Source organism: Streptomyces sp. SID14436, from assembly GCF_010548465.1.
Taxonomy (GTDB): Bacteria; Actinomycetota; Actinomycetes; order Streptomycetales; family Streptomycetaceae; genus Streptomyces.
The window spans coordinates 16,646-35,532 of record NZ_JAAGMD010000231.1 but is presented as its reverse complement, the minus strand read 5'-3'; the positions used below and the strand labels follow the sequence as shown (position 1 = coordinate 35,532).

At 72.1% G+C, this 18,887-nt stretch carries 17 protein-coding genes; 13 read left to right on the top strand and 4 right to left on the bottom strand.

Translation table 11 applies throughout. From position 1 onward, the window contains the following. The coding region (locus tag G3I53_RS08355) for a helix-turn-helix domain-containing protein (RefSeq protein WP_164438184.1) at positions 1 to 270 on the top strand (270 nt) is incomplete at its 5' end. A gap of 104 nt (positions 271 to 374) precedes the next feature. Beyond that, entirely contained in the window at positions 375 to 1,172 is a 798-nt protein-coding gene (locus G3I53_RS08350) for a phosphatase (protein WP_164332642.1), read from the top strand. Positions 1,173 to 1,185: 13 nt separating this feature from the next. On the opposite strand, the gene G3I53_RS08345 is transcribed toward G3I53_RS08350, so the two are convergent. The 3 genes from G3I53_RS08345 to G3I53_RS08335 all read right to left on the bottom strand — a co-directional run bounded on the left by G3I53_RS08345 (position 1,186) and on the right by G3I53_RS08335 (position 4,054). Continuing rightward, the gene (locus G3I53_RS08345; RefSeq protein WP_164332641.1) at positions 1,186 to 2,070 is read right to left on the bottom strand and encodes an acyl-CoA thioesterase II; all 885 of its coding nucleotides are present in this window, start codon (positions 2,068 to 2,070) and stop codon (positions 1,186 to 1,188) included. A 52-nt stretch (positions 2,071 to 2,122) separates the two neighbouring features. Beyond that, positions 2,123 to 3,280, bottom strand: coding sequence for an acyl-CoA dehydrogenase family protein (locus G3I53_RS08340; protein ID WP_164332640.1), 1,158 nt, complete (start codon positions 3,278 to 3,280; stop codon positions 2,123 to 2,125). A gap of 180 nt (positions 3,281 to 3,460) precedes the next feature. Then, positions 3,461 to 4,054, bottom strand: a complete 594-nt coding sequence (locus tag G3I53_RS08335; RefSeq protein ID WP_164332639.1) for a TetR/AcrR family transcriptional regulator — start codon at positions 4,052 to 4,054, stop codon at positions 3,461 to 3,463. An 87-nt stretch (positions 4,055 to 4,141) separates the two neighbouring features. On the opposite strand from G3I53_RS08335, the gene G3I53_RS08330 reads away from it, so the two are divergent. The 4 genes from G3I53_RS08330 to G3I53_RS08315 all read left to right on the top strand — a co-directional run bounded on the left by G3I53_RS08330 (position 4,142) and on the right by G3I53_RS08315 (position 9,967). Next, on the top strand, positions 4,142 to 5,758 hold the full coding sequence (locus G3I53_RS08330; protein WP_164332638.1) for a carboxyl transferase domain-containing protein: 1,617 nt from the start codon (positions 4,142 to 4,144) through the stop codon (positions 5,756 to 5,758). An 89-nt stretch (positions 5,759 to 5,847) separates the two neighbouring features. Further along, a complete protein-coding gene (locus G3I53_RS08325) occupies positions 5,848 to 7,857 on the top strand; it encodes an acetyl-CoA carboxylase biotin carboxylase subunit (RefSeq protein WP_164438185.1) in 2,010 nt (669 codons plus the stop codon). Beyond that, positions 7,854 to 8,801: a hydroxymethylglutaryl-CoA lyase gene (locus G3I53_RS08320; protein ID WP_164333250.1), complete on the top strand. Its 948-nt coding sequence runs from the start codon at positions 7,854 to 7,856 to the stop codon at positions 8,799 to 8,801. The genes G3I53_RS08325 and G3I53_RS08320 overlap by 4 nt, the downstream gene beginning before the upstream one ends. A 5-nt stretch (positions 8,802 to 8,806) precedes the next feature. Further along, complete coding sequence (locus G3I53_RS08315; RefSeq protein WP_164333251.1) at positions 8,807 to 9,967, top strand: acyl-CoA dehydrogenase family protein; 1,161 nt, start codon at positions 8,807 to 8,809, stop codon at positions 9,965 to 9,967. A 63-nt stretch (positions 9,968 to 10,030) separates the two neighbouring features. On the opposite strand, the gene G3I53_RS08310 is transcribed toward G3I53_RS08315, so the two are convergent. Continuing rightward, entirely contained in the window at positions 10,031 to 10,420 is a 390-nt protein-coding gene (locus G3I53_RS08310) for a hypothetical protein (RefSeq protein WP_164438183.1), read from the bottom strand. A 139-nt stretch (positions 10,421 to 10,559) separates the two neighbouring features. Here G3I53_RS08310 and G3I53_RS08305 point away from each other — a divergent pair, with 139 nt between their 5' ends. The 7 genes from G3I53_RS08305 to G3I53_RS08275 all read left to right on the top strand — a co-directional run bounded on the left by G3I53_RS08305 (position 10,560) and on the right by G3I53_RS08275 (position 18,795). Then, on the top strand, positions 10,560 to 11,603 hold the full coding sequence (locus G3I53_RS08305) for an ABC transporter substrate-binding protein (protein ID WP_164333253.1): 1,044 nt from the start codon (positions 10,560 to 10,562) through the stop codon (positions 11,601 to 11,603). A gap of 43 nt (positions 11,604 to 11,646) precedes the next feature. Next, positions 11,647 to 12,567 (top strand): siderophore-interacting protein, encoded by a 921-nt coding sequence (locus G3I53_RS08300; protein WP_164438182.1) that lies wholly within the window; start codon positions 11,647 to 11,649, stop codon positions 12,565 to 12,567. 181 nt (positions 12,568 to 12,748) lie between these two features. Continuing rightward, positions 12,749 to 14,191, top strand: a complete 1,443-nt coding sequence (gene desA, locus G3I53_RS08295) for a lysine decarboxylase DesA (RefSeq protein WP_164333387.1) — start codon at positions 12,749 to 12,751, stop codon at positions 14,189 to 14,191. Further along, positions 14,175 to 15,476, top strand: coding sequence for a lysine N(6)-hydroxylase/L-ornithine N(5)-oxygenase family protein (locus G3I53_RS08290; RefSeq protein WP_164333386.1), 1,302 nt, complete (start codon positions 14,175 to 14,177; stop codon positions 15,474 to 15,476). Before desA ends, G3I53_RS08290 begins: the two co-directional genes overlap by 17 nt. Further along, a complete protein-coding gene (locus G3I53_RS08285) occupies positions 15,473 to 16,012 on the top strand; it encodes a GNAT family N-acetyltransferase (protein ID WP_164333385.1) in 540 nt (179 codons plus the stop codon). Before G3I53_RS08290 ends, G3I53_RS08285 begins: the two co-directional genes overlap by 4 nt. Beyond that, on the top strand, positions 16,009 to 17,781 hold the full coding sequence (locus G3I53_RS08280) for an IucA/IucC family siderophore biosynthesis protein (protein WP_164333384.1): 1,773 nt from the start codon (positions 16,009 to 16,011) through the stop codon (positions 17,779 to 17,781). Before G3I53_RS08285 ends, G3I53_RS08280 begins: the two co-directional genes overlap by 4 nt. A 96-nt stretch (positions 17,782 to 17,877) precedes the next feature. After that, positions 17,878 to 18,795, top strand: coding sequence for a DUF4429 domain-containing protein (locus G3I53_RS08275; RefSeq protein ID WP_164438181.1), 918 nt, complete (start codon positions 17,878 to 17,880; stop codon positions 18,793 to 18,795). Positions 18,796 to 18,887 lie beyond the last annotated feature (92 nt).

The following is an 18,887-nucleotide window of genomic DNA, read 5'->3' as shown; positions in this document are numbered from 1 at the left end:
CGGCCCGCGCTGACCGACCTGGTCGCGGGCCCGGACGCGGAGGCCCACGCCCGCGCGCTGCTGGCGCCGCTCGCCGCCGTGCCCGCGCTCCCGGAGACCCTGCGCACCTGGCTGTCGCTGCACGGCAGTTGGGACCGCACGGCGGTGGCCCTGTCGGTGCACCGCAACACGGTCCGCCAGCGCATCGCCCGCTGCGCGGCCCTGCTGGACGCGGACCTGGACGACCCGGACGTGCGCATGGAACTGTGGTTCGCGCTGCGCCGGGGCTGAGTACCGGCCTGAGTACCTGTACGCAGTCGCCCGAGTACGTGACGCACATCCCAGCGCGCGATACGGCCGAGACGCCCACCGGCCACTGCTCCACAATGGGGGGCATGCCGATACCCGGGACCCCCAGCCGCGCCGAACTGCTCGGCCACCTCACCGCCACCCGCATCGCGGGCGATGTCGCCACCCCGCGCGAGAACAACCTCTCCCACTACCGCAAGCTGGCGAACGGTGACCGCCACTACTGGCTCGGGCTGGAGCTCGGCGACCGCTGGAGCGACGAGCAGGACGTGCTCGCGGTGATGGCGGAGCGGGTCGGCGTCAACGACGACCCGGAGTACCGGTACGGGCAGGACACCATCGACCCGGAGCTGACGGTGGCCGGGCTGGAGCGGATGGCGGCCCGGCTGCGCAAGGCGGCGGACGGCCGGCAGCGGGTGCTGCTGGCCACCGGCCACCCCGGCGGGCTGCTCGACGTGCACCGGGCGACCGCCGACGCGCTGCGGGCGGCCGGCTGCGAGATCGTGGTGATCCCGGACGGGCTGACCACGGAGGAGGGGTACGTGATGCAGTTCGCCGACGTGGCGATGCTGGAGCACGGCGCCACCCTGTGGCACACGCACTCCGGGGAACCGATGAAGGCCATCCTGACGGCGCTGGAGCGTGCGGGCCGCCCGCTGCCCGACCTGGTCGTCGCCGACCACGGCTGGGCGGGCGCGGCGGGACAGTACGGCGTGGACTCCGTCGGCTACGCCGACTGCAACGACCCGGCGCTGTTCCTGGCGGAGGCGGAGGGCACCGTGCAGGTGACGGTCCCCCTCGACGACCACGTGGTCAGCCCCCGCCACTACGACCCGATGACGGCGTACCTGCTGGCCGAGGCGGGCCTGTCCCGCGACGGCTGAACGGGGCGGGAGGCTAGGGGGCGTCCCGGGGAACCCGGACCACGCCCTCCTGGATGACCGAGACGGCGAGCCGGCCGTCCTGGGTGTAGATGCGGCCCTGGCCCAGTCCCCGGCCGCCGTGGGCCGACGGGGACTGCTGGTCGTACAGGAGCCACTCGTCGGCCCGGAACGGGCGGTGGAACCACATGGCGTGGTCCAGTGACGCCCCGACGACGTCGCCGACGGCCCAGCCGCCGCGCCCGTGGGCGAGCAGGACGGAGTCCAGCAGCGTCATGTCGGAGACGTAGGTGGCGAGCACGACGTGCAGCAGCGGCTCGTCGACGTCGCGGTCCAGCTTGCCGTTGGTGCGGAACCACACCTGGGAGTGCGGCTCGCGGGGCTCACCGAACCGGCCGTAGGGCGGCTCGTCGACGTAGCGCAGGTCGACGGCGGCGCTCGCCGCCAGGGAGCGCTCGACCACCTCGGGGTCGAGGTGGGCGTAGCCGCGCAGCCGCTCCTCGGCGGTGGGCAGGGTGGCCGGGTCCGGGGAGGGCGGCATGGGCGCCTGGTGGTCCAGGCCCTCCTCGTACGTCTGGAAGGACGCCGAGAGGTGGAAGATCGGCTTGCCGTGCTGCACGGCGACCACCCGGCGGGTGGTGAAGGACCGGCCGTCGCGGATCCGGTCGACGTTGTACACGATCGGCGCGCCCGGGTCCCCGGGGCGCAGGAAGTACGCGTGCAGGGAGTGGGCGGGCCGGTCCGCGGGGACGGTCCGGCCGGCGGCGACGAGGGCCTGCGCGGCGACCTGCCCGCCGAAGACGCGGGGGACGACGGCGGAGCGGGACCGGCCGCGGAAGATGTTCTCCTCGATCTGCTCGAGGTCGAGCAGATCGAGGAGGTGCTGGAGTGCCTGACTCATGGGGTTCAGTTGTACAGGTAGGTGTAGGGGCCAGGGGTGTCCCGGGTCCGTCCTACAGGCCCATGTCCTTGGCGATGATCGTCTTCATGATCTCGCTGGTGCCGCCGTAGATGCGGTTGACGCGGTTGTCCGCGTACAGGCGGGCGATCGGGTACTCGTTCATGTACCCGTAGCCGCCGTGCAGCTGGAGGCAGCGGTCGATGACGCGGTGGGCGACCTCGGTGCAGAACAGCTTCGCGGAGGCGGCCTCGGCGGGGGTCAGCTCACCGGCGTCCAGGGCCTCGGTCGCGCGGTCGGCGACGGCCTCGGCGGCGTCCACCTCGGCCTGGCAGGCGGCCAGCTCGAACTTGGTGTTCTGGAAGTGGGCGACCGGCTTGCCGAAGACGGTGCGCTCCTGCACGTACTGCTTGGCGAAGCGGACGGCGGCCTTGGCCTGGGCGTAGGCGCCGAAGGCGATGCCCCAGCGCTCGGAGGCCAGGTTGTGGCCGAGGTAGTAGAAGCCCTTGTTCTCCTCGCCGAGCAGGTCCTCGACGGGCACCTTGACGTCGACGAAGGCCAGCTCCGCCGTGTCGGAGGTGCGCAGGCCCAGCTTGTCCAGCTTGCGGCCCACGGAGTAGCCCTCGGACTGGGTGTCCACGGCGAACAGCGAGATGCCGTGGCGGCGGTCCTCGGCGGTCGGCGCCGCGGTCCGGGCGCAGACGATGACCTTGTCGGCGTGCACACCGCCGGTGATGAAGGTCTTCGCGCCGTTGAGGACGTAGTGGGTGCCGTCCTCGGACAGCTTGGCGGTGGTCTTCATGCCCGCGAGGTCGGAGCCGGTGCCCGGCTCGGTCATCGCGATGGCCCACATCTCCTCGCCGGTGGCGAACTTCGGGAGGTAGCGCTTCTTCTGCTCGTCGGTGGCGAGCATCTTGATGTAGGGCAGGGCCAGCAGGACGTGCACGCCGGAGCCGCCGAACTGGACGCCCGCGCGGGCGGTCTCCTCGTAGAGGACCGCCTCGAACTTGTAGGACTCGATGCCCGCGCCGCCGAACTCCTCGGGCACGGTGATGCCGAAGACGCCCAGCTCGCCCAGCTTGTAGTAGAAGTCACGGGGGGCCTGGCCGGCCGCGAACCAGTCGTCGTAGACGGGGACGACCTCGGCCTCGATGAAGGCCCGGATGGTCTCCCGGAACGCCTCGTGGTCCTCGTTGAACAGCGTACGGCGCACGAACGCCCACCGCCCTTCCTCGCGCCCTGCCGGCGCCGCTCTCGCGTACGGGGTTGCTCGCCGCGGGTTCCCCGGCCGGGGAGACCGCATGGCTAAGCGCTTGCTCAGACTCAAAGATACCGGCGAGTATCCACCGTCGTCCAGAGCGGGGCGGACGTAACGCTCGTCACGCGCGCGGGCTCAGCGCGCCGCGGCCTCGAAGGCGCCGCGGGCCATGCGGTGCAGCAGTCCGGCGGTCACCGCCCGGCCGGGCAGGGCGCCGGGGCGGCCGAGGTGCGGGGTGGAGTTGAGCAGCCCGAACACCGAGTGCACGGCGGACCGGGCGGCGGGCTCGGCCAGGTCCGGGTAGAGGGCGCGGACCACGCCCACCCACAGCTCCACGTACCGCCGCTGCAGCCGGCGGACCAGCTTGCGGTCGGAGTCCCGCAGGCGGTCCAGCTCGCGGTCGTGCAGGGTGATGAGGGGGCGGTCGTCGAGCGCGAAGTCGATGTGCCCCTCGATGAGGGAGTCGAGGACCTCCTCCGGGGGCACCCCGTCGGCCTCCGCGAGACGCCGCTCGGCGCCGGTGAGCAGCGAGCCGCTGATCCCCACCAGCAGCTCGGCGAGCATCGCGTCCTTGCCCGCGAAGTGCCGGTACAGCCCCGGTCCGCTGATGCCGACCGCGGCGCCTATCTCGTCGACCCCGACGCCGTGGAAACCGCGCTCGGCGAACAGCCGCGCGGCCTCCTTGAGGATCTGCTCGCGGCGGGTCGGGGCGTCGGTTCTGGTGGCCATGAGGACGATTCTAGACAGCGACGTTAGCGGTCGTTAACCTGAGGGAAATGCGTTAACGCTCATTAACAAGGTGAGGGGACCCGCAGGATGCATGAGGCACCGGAGCTTCACAGCGCGGCCGATCCCGCGTCCGAGGCCTTTCGGGCCAACGAGGAGGCGCACCGCGCCCTCGTGGCGGAGCTGCGCGCCAAGCTGGCCGCCGCCGAGCTGGGCGGCGGCGAGCGGGCGCGGGCGCGGCACACCGCGCGCGGGAAGCTGCTCCCGCGTGAGCGCGTGGACACGCTCCTCGACCCCGGCTCGCCCTTCCTGGAGCTGGCCCCGCTGGCCGCCGACGGGATGTACGACGGGCAGGCCCCGGCGGCCGGCGTGATCGCCGGCATCGGCAGGATCAGCGGCCGCGAGTGCGTGGTGGTGGCCAACGACGCCACCGTCAAGGGCGGCACCTACTACCCGATGACGGTGAAGAAGCACCTGCGCGCGCAGGAGGTGGCGCTCGACAACCGGCTGCCCTGCGTCTACCTGGTCGACTCCGGCGGCGCGTTCCTGCCGATGCAGGACGAGGTGTTCCCCGACCGGGACCACTTCGGGCGGATCTTCTACAACCAGGCCCGCATGTCCGGCGCCGGCATCCCGCAGATCGCGGCGGTCCTCGGCTCGTGCACGGCGGGCGGGGCGTACGTCCCGGCGATGAGCGACGAGGCGGTGATCGTGCGCAACCAGGGCACGATCTTCCTCGGCGGCCCGCCGCTGGTGAAGGCGGCCACCGGCGAGGTCGTCACGGCGGAGGAGCTGGGCGGCGGCGAGGTGCACTCCCGGGTGTCGGGCGTCACCGACCACCTCGCGGAGGACGACGCGCACGCGCTGCGCACGGTGCGCACCATCGTCTCCACGCTGCCCGCGCGCGGCCCGCTGCCCTGGAGCGTCGAGGCCCCGGTCGAGCCCAAGGCGGACCCGGCGGGCCTGTACGGCGCGGTGCCGGTGGACTCCCGCACCCCCTACGACGTGCGGGAGATCATCGCCCGGGTGGTCGACGGCTCCCGGTTCGCGGAGTTCAAGGCGGAGTTCGGGCAGACCCTGGTCACCGGCTTCGCCCGGATCCACGGCCACCCGGTGGGGATCGTCGCCAACAACGGCATCCTGTTCTCCGAGTCGGCCCAGAAGGGCGCCCACTTCATCGAGCTGTGCGACCAGCGCGGGATCCCGCTGGTGTTCCTGCAGAACATCTCGGGCTTCATGGTCGGCCGGGACTACGAGGCGGGCGGCATCGCCAAGCACGGCGCCAAGATGGTCACGGCGGTCGCGTGCACCCGCGTGCCGAAGCTGACGGTGGTCGTCGGCGGTTCCTACGGCGCGGGCAACTACTCGATGTGCGGCAGGGCGTACTCGCCCCGCTTCCTGTGGATGTGGCCCAACGCCAAGATCTCGGTCATGGGCGGCGAGCAGGCCGCCTCGGTGCTGGCCACCGTCAAGCGGGACCAGCTGGAGGGCCGCGGCGAGGAGTGGTCCGCCGAGGAGGAGGACGCCTTCAAGGCCCCGATCCGCGCCCAGTACGAGGAGCAGGGCAACGCCTACTACGCGACGGCCCGGCTGTGGGACGACGGTGTGATCGACCCGATGGAGACCCGGCAGGTCCTGGGCCTGGCCCTGACCGCGTGCGCCAACGCGCCACTGAGTGACCCTCAGTTCGGCGTCTTCCGGATGTGAGGGGACCCCTGACGATGACAGCTCAGACGACACCACAGGCGGCGGACCGGGCGGCCGGGACGACGGGCCGGCCGGCCGGGGCGCCGCGGATGTTCGACACGGTCCTGGTGGCCAACCGGGGCGAGATCGCGGTCCGCGTGATCCGCACCCTGCGGTCGATGGGCGTGCGCGCGGTGGCGGTGTACTCCGACGCGGACGCCGACGCCCGGCACGTGCGGGAGGCCGACACGGCCGTGCGGATCGGACCGGCGCCCGCCGCGGAGAGCTACCTGTCCGTGGAGCGGCTGCTGGACGCCGCCGCCCGCACCGGCGCGCAGGCGGTGCACCCGGGATACGGCTTCCTCGCCGAGAACGCCGCCTTCGCGCGGGCCTGCGCCGAGGCCGGGCTGGTGTTCATCGGCCCGCCGGCCGAGGCCATCTCCCTGATGGGCGACAAGATCCGCGCCAAGGAGACGGTCAAGGCGGCCGGGGTGCCGGTCGTCCCCGGGTCCAGCGGCAGCGGTCTGACCGACGAGCAGCTCGTCGGGGCGGCCCGCGGGATCGGCATGCCGGTGCTGCTGAAGCCGTCGGCGGGCGGCGGCGGCAAGGGCATGCGCCTGGTGCGGGACGAGGAGCGGCTGGCCGAGGAGATCGCCGCCGCCCGCCGCGAGGCCCGCGCCTCCTTCGGTGACGACACGCTGCTGGTGGAGCGGTGGATCGACCGCCCCCGGCACATCGAGATCCAGGTCCTGGCCGACGGCCACGGGGGCGTGGTGCACCTGGGCGAGCGCGAGTGCTCGCTCCAGCGCCGGCACCAGAAGATCATCGAGGAGGCGCCCAGTGTGCTCCTCGACGAGGAGACCCGGGCCGCGATGGGCGAGGCGGCCGTGCAGGCGGCCCGTTCCTGCGGCTACCGGGGCGCGGGCACGGTGGAGTTCATCGTCCCGGGCGACGACCCCGCGTCCTACTACTTCATGGAGATGAACACCCGCCTGCAGGTGGAGCACCCGGTCACCGAGCTGGTCACCGGGCTGGACCTGGTCGAATGGCAGCTGCGGGTGGCGGCGGGCGAACCGCTGGCGTTCGGGCAGGACGACATCCGCCTCACCGGTCACGCGGTGGAGGCCCGGATCTGCGCCGAGGACCCGGCCCGCGGCTTCCTCCCCTCCGGCGGCACGGTGCTCTCGCTGCACGAGCCGCAGGGCGACGGCGTCCGCACCGACTCCGGGCTCAGCGCGGGCACCGAGGTCGGCAGCCTGTACGACCCGATGCTGTCCAAGGTGATCGCCTACGGCCCGGACCGGGCGAGCGCGCTGCGCCGGCTGCGGGCGGCGCTGGCGCAGACGGTCACGCTGGGCGTGCAGACCAACGCCGGGTTCCTGCGGCGGCTGCTCGCCCACCCGGCGGTGGTCTCCGGCGACATGGACACCGGACTGGTGGAGCGGGAGGCGGGAGCGCTGGCACCGGACGAGGTGCCGGCCGAGACGTACGCGGCGGCGGCGCTGCTGCGCCGGCGTGCCCTCACCGCCCCGGCGGACGGCTCCGGCTGGGCCGATCCGTTCGCCGCCGGGGACGGCTGGCGGCTGGGCGGCCGACGGGCGTGGACCACGCATCACCTGCGGGTCCCGGGCCACGACCCGGTGGCCGTGCGGGTGCGCGGCACGGCGGACGGCGGGACGGAACTGCTGCTGCCGGGCGCCGAGGCCCCCGTGCGGGTGTCGGCGGGCACCGCGCAGGGCGGCAGGTTCACCTTCGCCCTCGACGGTGTCACCCACACCGTCGCCGCGCTGCCGGACGGCACCTGGCTGGGCCGGGACGGCGACGCCTGGCAGGTGCGGGACCACGACCCGGTCGAGGAGTCCCTCAGCCGGGCGGGCCGGGGCGGCGCCGACTCGCTGACCGCGCCGATGCCGGGCACGGTGACGGTGGTGAAGGTCGCCGTCGGCGACACCGTGGACGCCGGCCAGAGCCTGCTGGTGGTGGAGGCGATGAAGATGGAGCACGTCATCTCCGCCCCGCACGCCGGCACGGTCACCGGGCTGGACGTGGCCCCGGGCACCACGGTCGCCATGGACCAGGTGCTGGCGGTCATCGCCCCCGTGGAGGAGGAGACGGCATGAACGCACACGAGCTGGGGCTGCCCATGGCCGTACCGGCCGGGGGTCTGCCCGCCCGGGTCCGCATCCACGAGGTGGGGGCGCGCGACGGCCTGCAGAACGAGCAGGGTGTCGTCCCAGTGGAGGTGAAGGCGGAGTTCGTCCGCCGTCTCGCCGGGGCCGGCCTGACCACGATCGAGGCGACCAGCTTCGTGCACCCCAAGTGGGTGCCCCAACTGGCGGACGCCGAGGAGCTGTTCCCGCGGGTCGCCGGCCTTCCCGTGGACCTGCCGGTGCTGGTGCCCAACGAGCGCGGGCTGGACCGCGCGCTGGCGCTCGGCGCCCGCCGGGTGGCGGTGTTCGCCAGCGCCACGGAGTCCTTCGCCCGGGCCAACCTCAACCGCTCGCTGGACGAGGCGCTCGCCATGTTCGAGCCGGTGGTGCGCCGGGCCAAGGCGGACGACGTGCACGTGCGGGGCTATCTGTCGATGTGCTTCGGCGACCCCTGGGAGGGCGCGGTCCCCGTCGGGCAGGTGGTCCGGGTCTGCCGGGCCCTGCTGGACATGGGCTGCGACGAACTCAGCCTCGGCGACACCATCGGGGTGGCGACACCGGGCCACGTGAGCGCGCTGCTGGACGCCCTCGTCGCCGAGGGCGTGCCGGTCGGCGTGGTGGGCGTGCACTTCCACGACACCTACGGCCAGGCCCTGTCCAACACCCTGACCGCGCTGCGGCACGGCGTCACCACCGTCGACGCCTCGGCCGGCGGGCTCGGCGGCTGCCCGTACGCGAAGTCCGCCACCGGAAACCTCGCCACCGAAGACCTGGTGTGGATGCTGCGCGGTCTCGGCATCGACACCGGAGTCGACCTCGGCCGCCTCGTCGCCACCAGCGCGTGGATGGCCGGACACCTGGGCCGACCCAGCCCGTCCCGCACCGTACGAGCCCTCTCCCACCAGGAGCAGTGACGACCATGGACCACAAGCTCTCCCCCGAACTGGAAGAACTCCGCCGCACCGTGGAGGAGTTCGCGCACGACGTGGTGGCGCCGAAGATCGGCGACTTCTACGAGCGGCACGAGTTCCCGTACGAGATCGTGCGGGAGATGGGCCGCATGGGCCTGTTCGGCCTGCCGTTCCCGGAGGAGTACGGCGGCATGGGCGGCGACTACTTCGCGCTCGGGGTGGCCCTGGAGGAACTGGCCCGGGTGGACTCGTCGGTGGCCATCACGCTGGAGGCGGGGGTGTCGCTGGGCGCGATGCCGCTGCACCTGTTCGGCACCGAGGAGCAGAAGCGCGAGTGGCTGCCCCGGCTGTGCTCGGGCGAGATCCTGGGCGCGTTCGGGCTGACGGAGCCGGACGGCGGCAGCGACGCGGGCGCCACCCGCACCACGGCCCGGCTGGACGAGTCGACGGACGAGTGGGTGATCAACGGCACGAAGTGCTTCATCACCAACTCGGGCACGGACATCACGGGTCTGGTGACGGTCACCGCGGTCACCGGCCGCAAGCCGGACGGCAAGCCGCTGATCTCGGCGATCATCGTCCCGTCGGGCACTCCGGGGTTCACGGTGGCCGCCCCGTACTCGAAGGTCGGCTGGAACGCCTCGGACACGCGGGAGTTGTCGTTCCAGGACGTGCGGGTCCCGGCGGCGAACCTGCTGGGCGAGGAGGGGCGCGGCTACGCGCAGTTCCTGCGGATCCTCGACGAGGGCCGGATCGCGATCGCGGCGCTGGGCACGGGCCTGGCGCAGGGCTGTGTGGACGAGTCGGTGAAGTACGCCAAGGAGCGGCACGCCTTCGGCCGGCCGATCGGCGCCAACCAGGCGATCCAGTTCAAGATCGCGGACATGGAGATGAAGGCCCACACGGCCCGGCTGGCGTGGCGGGACGCGGCGAGCCGGCTGGTCGCCGGGGAGCCGTTCAAGAAGGAGGCGGCGCTGGCGAAGCTGTACTCCTCGACGGTCGCGGTGGACAACGCGCGCGAGGCCACGCAGATCCACGGCGGGTACGGCTTCATGAACGAGTACCCGGTGGCGCGGATGTGGCGCGACTCGAAGATCCTGGAGATCGGCGAGGGCACGAGCGAGGTGCAGCGGATGCTGATCGCGCGGGAGTTGGGCCTGACGGGCTGATCCCCGGGATTCCGCCGGTCCGGCGGGCGGGCCGCCACGGCCCGCCCGCCGGACCCTCTGCGTTCAGCCCTCGACGACGTAGAACAGCGCCGTCAGGAACACCATGGGGGCGAGCACCAGGGCCGCGCCGACGGTCCAGTAGCGGGCCCGGGAGACCCCCGTGGCGGTCCGGCGGGCGAGGGAGCCGAGGGGCAGCCAGAGGGCCAGGAAGACGGCCCACATCGGCACGAGGAGCACCAGCCAGGGCAACATGCCGTCGTTGTCGGTGGGTTCGGGGGACGTGAGGCCCCATGCGGCGAGCGGGTGGCTCAGCACGAACATCATCGACAGCCAGAGCGGGACGAGCGCCACCATGCCGAGGATCAGGTGCACGGCCACGGGCGGGCCCCATCGGCGTATCGCGTCCATCGTCTCCCCCTCGGCGTGACCGGGATCACGGTACCGGGACGGCATGTCCGCGCTTCCGCGGGGGGATGCATCCGACGGCCCTCTGGACAAGCCCTGAGGTTAGGCTAACCTAAGGCTGTTTCCGGCCCGGGGGCCCGCGACCGCGCACCCTCCGGCTCCCGTACGCACGAAAGCAGACCGACCCATGTCGAATGCCAGAACCGCCCGCCTCTCCCGTCGCGGACTGCTCGCCGCAGGCGGCGTCCTCGGACTCGGCGCCGCGCTCGCGGCCTGCGGGGACGACGACGCGAAAAGCGGCGGCTCGGGGTCGAAGAAGGGCGCCGGGTCCGGTCCCTGGAGCTTCAAGGACGACCGCGGCACCACCGTGAAGCTGGACAAGGTGCCCGCGAACATCGTCGCGTTCACCGGTGTCGCCGCGGCCCTCTACGACTACGGCATCCAGGTCAAGGGCGTGTTCGGCCCGACCGAGACCAAGGACGGCAAGGCCGACGTCCAGGCCGGCGACATGGACATCAGCAAGGTGACCATCCTCGGCAACGTCTGGGACCAGTTCAACGTCGAGAAGTACGCGACCCTCGCACCGGACGTCCTCATCTCCACGATGTTCGACGACACGGGCACGCTCTGGTACGTCCCCGAGGCGTCCAAGGACAAGATCGCCAAGCTGGCCCCGAGCGTCGGCATCTCCGTCTACGACCGCCAGCTGACCGGCCCGCTGCAGCGCATGTGGGAGCTCGCGGAGTCGCTGGGCGGCGACATGAAGGCCGCGAAGGCCACCGACGCCAAGAAGCGCTTCGAGGCGGCCTCCGAGCGGCTGCGCAAGGCCGTCAAGGCGAACCCCGGCATCAAGGTGATGGCGGGCTCCGCGAGCCAGGAGATCTTCTACGTCTCCGGCACCAACCTGTCCATCGACCTGGAGTACTTCAAGGCCCTCGGCGTGGACTTCGTCGAGCCCCCGGAGAAGGCCAAGGCCGAGGGCGGCGGCTGGTTCGAGAGCCTGAGCTGGGAGAACGTCGACAAGTACCCGGCCGACATCATCATGATGGACGACCGCACCTCGGCCATCCAGCCCGCCGACATCAGCGAGGCGACCTGGAAGAAGCTGCCCGCCGTCAAGGCCGGCCAGGTCATCCCGCGCTCCTCCGAGCCGATCCTCTCCTACGACAAGTGCGTGCCGGTCGTCGAGCGCCTCGCCGAGGCCATCGAGAAGGCCAAGAAGGTCAGCTGACCCGGCGTCCGTCCGTACCCGCCCCGACCCGCGGAGACGTCCCGTGACCACTGCCGTAGCCGCCCCGTTCCGTTTCTTCGCCCTCCAGGTCGTACGGACGTGGCGGCTCGGCCCGTCCACGGTCCGGGTCCGCTTCGCGGGGCCGGACCTCGCGGAGTTCCGCTCCGACGGACGTGACCAGTCCCTGTCGCTGTTCCTGCCGGCCCCGGGCCGGAGCGAACCGGTGGTGCCGCTCGACCGGGGCAACGACTGGTGGCAGGCCTGGCGCGAACTCCCCGACGACGTCCGGGCGGTGATGCGCTCCTACACCCTGCGGGAGCGGCACACGGACGCCTTCGGGGTCACCACCGGCATCGACATCGACTTCGTGCTGCACGGCATCGGCCCCGGGGGCCGGGACGGCCTGCCGGACGGGTCCGCCGTCGCGGGTGCGGGCCAGGAGGCGGGTCCGGCCTCGCGCTGGGCCGCGCGGGCCGCGCCCGGGGACCGGGTCCTGCTGCTCGGGCCCGCCGTCGCCGACAACCGTGCGATCCGGTTCCGCCCGCCGCACGACACCGGCCTGGTGCTGATGTGGGCCGACGCGACCGCGCTGCCCGCGACGGCGGCCGTCCTGGAGTCCCTGCCGGCCGGCACCCGGGCCCGCGTCTGGCTGGAGGTGCCGCACCCCGGGGACGTCACGGACCTCGCCCACCGGGCCGACGCCGAGATCACCTGGTTCGTGCGCGAGGGCCACGGCGCGGACCGGGACGGCTCCCACGGCACCCCGCTCGCGCTGGACAGCATCCGTGACGCCGAACTCCCGTACGCCGAACGGCCGTACGTGTGGCTCGCCGGTGAATCCGGCTGTGTGAAGCAGCTGCGGCGGCACTTCGTCGGCGAACGCGGCGTCGACCGGCGCCGGGTGACCTTCGTCGGCTACTGGCGGCACGGCGTGTCCGAGGAGCAGTTGCGCGAACAGGGCTGATTCCAGCCGTAGTTGACGCACGAACCGCAGGAACCGGCCGTGATCGCGGTCACGATGGGTGCCGCACGGCCATCCGGGCAATGAGGTTAGGCTAACCTAAGTCGCGCTTCGGCCCCGCGCCGCTCAGCGCCCGGCCCGCTCTCCGACCCGCACCGGACCGTCCCCACCGGAGGACCCCCACATGCGCTCGCACCTGCTCAACGACACCACCGCGGAGCAGTACCGCCGGTCCGTCACCCAAGGAGTCGAGCGGGTGGCAGCCAGACTCGCCACCACCGAACGGCCGTTCACCGGCGTCACGGCCGACGACCTCTCCCCCCGCATCGACCGGATCGACCTCGACCGGCCCCTGCTGGACACCACGGCCGCCCTGGACGAGCTGGAGGACGTCTACCTCCGGGACGCCGTCTACTTCCACCACCCCCGCTACCTCGCCCACCTCAACTGCCCGGTCGTCATCCCGGCCGTGCTCGGCGAGGCCGTGCTGTCCGCCGTCAACTCCTCCCTGGACACCTGGGACCAGTCGGCCGGCGGCACGCTGATCGAGCGCAAGCTCATCGACTGGACGACCGGCCGCATCGGCCTCGGGCCCGCCGCCGACGGGGTGTTCACCTCCGGCGGCACCCAGTCCAACCTCCAGGCGCTGCTGCTGGCCCGCGAGGAGGCCAAGACCGACGACACGGCGAAGCTGCGCGTGTTCGCCTCCGAGGTCAGCCACTTCAGCGTGCAGAAGTCCGCGAAGCTGCTGGGGCTGGGACCGGACGCCGTGGTGCCGCTCCCCGTCGACCAGGACAAGCGCCTGCTAACCGTCGCCCTCGCCCGCGCACTGGAGCGCTGCGCCGCCGAGGGCCTCGTCCCCATGGCCGTCGTCGCCACCGCGGGCACCACCGACTTCGGCTCCATCGACCCGCTGCCCGAGATCGCCGAACTGTGCGAACGGCACGGCGCCTGGATGCACGTGGACGCCGCCTACGGCTGCGGACTGCTCACCTCGCTGAAGCGCCGGGACCGCCTCACGGGCATCGAGCGCGCCGACTCGGTGACCGTCGACTACCACAAGTCCTTCTTCCAGCCCGTGAGTTCGTCCGCCGTGCTGGTGCGCGACGCCACCACCCTGCGGCACGCCACCTACCACGCCGAGTACCTCAACCCGCGCCGCACGGTGACCGAGCGGATCCCCAACCAGGTCGACAAGTCCCTGCAGACCACCCGCCGATTCGACGCGCTCAAGCTGTGGATGACGCTGCGGGTGATGGGCGCCGACGGCATCGGTGCCCTCTTCGACGAGGTCTGCGACCTGGCCGCCGAGGGCTGGAGGCTGCTCGACGCCGACCCGCGCTACGACGTGGTCGTCGAACCCACGCTGTCCACCCTCGTCTTCCGCTACGTCCCGGCCGCCGTCACCGACCCGGCCGAGATCGACCGGGCCAACCTCTACGCCCGCAAAGCGCTGTTCGCCTCCGGGGACGCCGTCGTCGCGGGCACCAAGGTCGCCGGGCGGCACTACCTGAAGTTCACCCTGCTGAACCCCGAGACCACGACGGCCGACATCACTGCCGTCCTCGACCTGATCGCCGGCCACGCCGAGCAGTACCTGGGAGAGTCCCTTGACCGCGCTTCCTGAAGCCGAAGCCACCACCGGCACCGTCCACGACTTCGTGGGGATCGGGCTGGGCCCCTTCAACCTCGGTCTGGCCTGCCTCACCGAGCCGATCGCCGAACTGGACGGGGTCTTCCTGGAGTCCAAGCCGGACTTCGAGTGGCACGCCGGGATGTTCCTCGACGGCGCGCACCTGCAGACGCCGTTCATGTCGGACCTGGTCACGCTCGCCGACCCGACGTCCCCCTACTCCTTCCTCAACTACCTGAAGGAGAAGGGCCGGCTGTACTCGTTCTACATCCGCGAGAGCTTCTACCCGCTGCGCGTGGAGTACGACGACTACTGCCGCTGGGCCGCGGCACAGCTGACCAGCATCCGCTTCGGCACGACGGTCACCGCGGTGGACTACGACGAGGCGGACGGGCTGTACGCCGTGCGCACCCGGGGCGGGGACACCTACCGCGCCCGCCACCTGGTCCTGGGCACCGGCACCGTCCCCTACGTCCCCGAGCCCTGCCGCGGGCTGGAGGGCGGCCTGTTCCACAACGCGCAGTACGTGCACCGCCGGGACGAACTGCGCGGCAAGGAGTCGGTCACGATCGTCGGCAGCGGGCAGAGCGCCGCCGAGATCTACCACGAGCTGCTGTCGGAGATCGACGTCCACGGCTACCGGCTCAACTGGGTCACCCGCTCCCCGCGGTTCTTCCCGCTGGAGTACACCAAGCTGACCCTGGAGATGACCTCCCCGGACTACATCGACTACTTCCGCGCCCTGCCGGAGGAGACCCGCTACCGGCTGGAGAAGCAGCAGAAGGGCCTGTTCAAGGGCATCAACTCGGACCTCATCGACGCGATCTTCGACCTGCTGTACCAGAAGAACGTGGAGAGCGGCGGCCGGGGCGTCGCCACCCGGCTGCTCACCAACTCCACGCTCACCACGGCTTGTTGGGAGGACGGCGGCTACACGCTGGGCTTCCACCAGGACGAGCAGGACAAGGACTTCGAGATCCGCACCGAGGGCCTCGTGCTGGCCACCGGCTACCACTACGAGCCGCCCGCCTTCCTGGAACCGGTCCGCGACCGGCTCCGGCTGGACGGCCACGGCCGCTTCGACGTGGCCCGCAACTACGCCATCGACGTGACCGGCCGCGGCGTCTTCCTGCAGAACGCCGGAGTGCACACGCACAGCATCACCAGCCCCGACCTGGGGATGGGCCCGTACCGCAACAGCTCCATCATCCGCGAGCTGCTGGGCCGCGAGGTCTACCCGGTCGAGAAGTCCATCGCGTTCCAGGAGTTCTCCGTATGACCATCGGCACGTTCACCTTCCGCCCGCTGGACCCGCTGCGGGACGCGGAGCTGCTGCACCGCTGGGTCACCCACCCCAAGGCGGCGTTCTGGATGATGCAGGACGCGAGGCTGCAGGACGTCGAGCGCGAGTACATGCGCATCGCCGCCCACGAGCACCACCACGCCCACCTGGGCCTGCACGACGGCGAACCGGCCTTCCTGATGGAGCGGTACGACCCCCGGTACGTCGACCTCGTCGGCCTGTACGACCCGGAGCCGGGCGACGTCGGCATGCACTTCCTGGTCGCCCCCACGGACCGGCCGGTGCACGGCTTCACGAAGGCCGTCATCACCGCCGTGATGGAGGAGCTGTTCGCCGACCCCGACACCCGGCGGGTGGTGGTGGAACCGGACGTCGGCAACAAGGCCGTGCACGCGCTGAACGAGGCCGTCGGCTTCGTCCCGGCGCGTGAGATCGACAAGCCGGAGAAGCGGGCCCTGCTGAGCTTCTGCACCCGCGAGCAGTTCGAGGCCGCCCGAGGAGTGAGCGCATGACCCCGTCCGACGCCGTGGCGCACCTGTCCCCCGAGCTGTGGGCGCGGGCCAACCGGCTGCTGATCCGCAAGGCGCTCGCCGAGTTCGCGCACGAACGGCTCATCACCCCCGAGGCCACCGGCGACGGCGGCTACGCCGTGCGCTCCGACGACGGGCTGACCGAGTACCGCTTCACCGCCGTCCGCCGGGCCCTGGACCACTGGCAGGTGGACGCCGAGTCCATATCCCGGCACCGGGGCGACACGGAACTGCCCCTGGAGGCGCTGGACTTCGTCATCGAGCTGCAGAAGTCGCTGGGCCTGGGCGACGAGGTGCTGCCGGTGTACCTGGAGGAGATCTCCTCCACCCTCTCCGGCACCTGCTACAAGCTGACCAAGCCGCCCGTCACCTCCGCCGAGCTGGCCCGCGCCGGCTTCCAGGCCATCGAGACCGGCATGACCGAGGGCCACCCCTGTTTCGTCGCCAACAACGGGCGCCTCGGCTTCGGCATCCACGAGTACGCGGCGTACGCCCCCGAGGCGGCGGCCCCGGTGAAGCTGGTGTGGCTGGCCGCGCACCGCTCGCGGGCCGCGTTCACGGCGGGCGTCGGCATCGACTACGCGTCGTTCGTCCGCCAGGAGCTGGGCGCGGACACCGTCACCCGCTTCGAGGGCGTGCTGCGCGGGCAGGGCCTGGACCCGGCGGACTACCTGCTCATCCCGGTGCACCCCTGGCAGTGGTGGAACAAGCTCACCGTCACCTTCGCCGCCGAGGTCGCCCGCCGCCACCTCGTGTGCCTCGGCGAGGGCGACGACGAGTACCTGGCCCAGCAGTCCATCCGGACCTTCTTCAACACCTCGCACCCCGAGAAGCACTACGTGAAGACGGCCCTGTCGGTGCTGAACATGGGCTTCATGCGGGGCCTGTCCGCCGCCTACATGGAGGCCACCCCGGCCATCAACGACTGGCTGGCCCAGCTGATCGAGGGCGACGCGGTGCTGCGGGCGACGGGCCTGTCGATCATCCGGGAGCGGGCCGCGGCCGGCTACCGGCACCTGGAGTACGAGCGCGCCACGGACCGCTACTCGCCGTACCGCAAGATGCTGGCCGCGCTGTGGCGGGAGAGCCCGGTGTCCTCGCTGGCCGAGGGCGAGTCGCTGGCCACCATGGCCTCCCTGGTCCACGTGGACCACGAGGGCTCCTCCTTCGCGGGCGCCCTCATCGAGCAGTCGGGACTCGCCCCGGCCGAGTGGCTGCGGCACTACCTGCACGCCTACTACACCCCGCTGCTGCACTGCTTCTACGCCTACGACCTGGCCTTCATGCCGCACGGCGAGAACGTGATCCTGGTGCTGCGCGACGGGGTCGTGCAGCGGGCGGTCTACAAGGACATCGCCGAGGAGATCGTGGTCATGGACCCGGACGCGGTGCTGCCGCCGGAGGTGACCCGGATCCGCGTGGAGGTCCCCGAGGACCAGAAGCTGCTGTCCGTCTTCACGGACGTCTTCGACTGCTTCTTCCGGTTCCTGGCCTCCGACCTGGCCGCCGAGGGCATCCTGAGCGAGGACGACTTCTGGCGGACGGTCGCCGAGGTCACCCGCGCCTACCAGGCGTCGGTGCCCGAACTCGCCGACAGGTTCGCCCAGTACGACCTGTTCGCGCCCGAGTTCGCGCTGTCCTGCCTCAACCGGCTCCAACTGCGCGACAACCGGCAGATGGTGGACCTCGCGGACCCGTCCGCCGCGCTGCAGCTCGTCGGCACCCTGCAGAACCCGCTCGCGGGACGCTGACCCCAAGGCCCGGCGGGCACCCGCGAGTACGGTCCTCGCGGGTGCCCGCCGCGCGTGCGGGACCACCGCCCGCCGCGGCGGTGGAACAATCGCACCATGGCGGAAATCATCCAGAAGGACGGGACCTGGACCTTCGACGGGGAGACCCTGCGGCTGACTCCCGGCCGGGACAAGAACGTCGGGCTGCTGCGCCGGACGCTGGGTGAACTCCCGGTCCCGCTGCGCGCGGTGGCGGGCATCTCGCTGGAGCAGGGCAGGAAGGCGGGGCGCCTGAGGCTGCGGCTGCGGGACGGCGCCGACCCGCTGCTCCAGGTGACCGGCGGCCGCCTGAGCGAGCCGCACGACCCGTACCAGCTGCTCGTCGAACCGGGCCGGTACGGCGTCGCCGAGTACTTCGCCGAGGAGGTCCGCACCGCCCTGCTGCTGGACCAGGTGCCCGCCGACCCGGTCGACGCGTATCTGCTGCCCGGCCCGTCGCTGCCGCTGTCCGTCTCCGCGGGGGACGGGACGGTGAGCTTCGACGGCGAACGGGTCCGCCTGGAGTGGAACTGGAAGACCGAGGACGCCAAGGCCGCCGCCGGTGCCCGCACGCTCGCCCTGGGGGACATATCCGCCGTGGAGTGGCTGCCGGCCGCCGGGCTGGAGAACGGCCACCTCCGTTTCCTGGTGCACCACTCCCCCACCAAGGCGCCGGCGAAGTACGACCCGCACGCGGTGGAGCTGTGGGGCTTCAAGAAGGACCCCCTGATGGCGCTGGTCGCCGCCGCCGTGCAGGCCCGGCTGCCGCATCCGGCGGCCCGCGCCGACGGCGGCGGGACGGACCGGGGCGAGGTGCCGGCCCCGGCCGGCCCGGCGACGGCCGCTGCCGCCCTCCCGGCGCCCGCGGCCCCGGCCGAGGACGATCACGACGCCCTGCTGCGCCGGCTGCGCGAGCTGGGCGACCTGCACCGGTCCGGGGTGCTGACCGAGGAGGAGTTCACCCTGGCGAAGCAGGCGATCCTCAAGCGCATGTAGGCCGCCCGTTCCCGCGCATGTAGGCCATCCGTGCCCCTCGACAGGCATTCCTGCCCGATATCGGGCAGAATTCTTGCGCAGAGGGCCCCCGT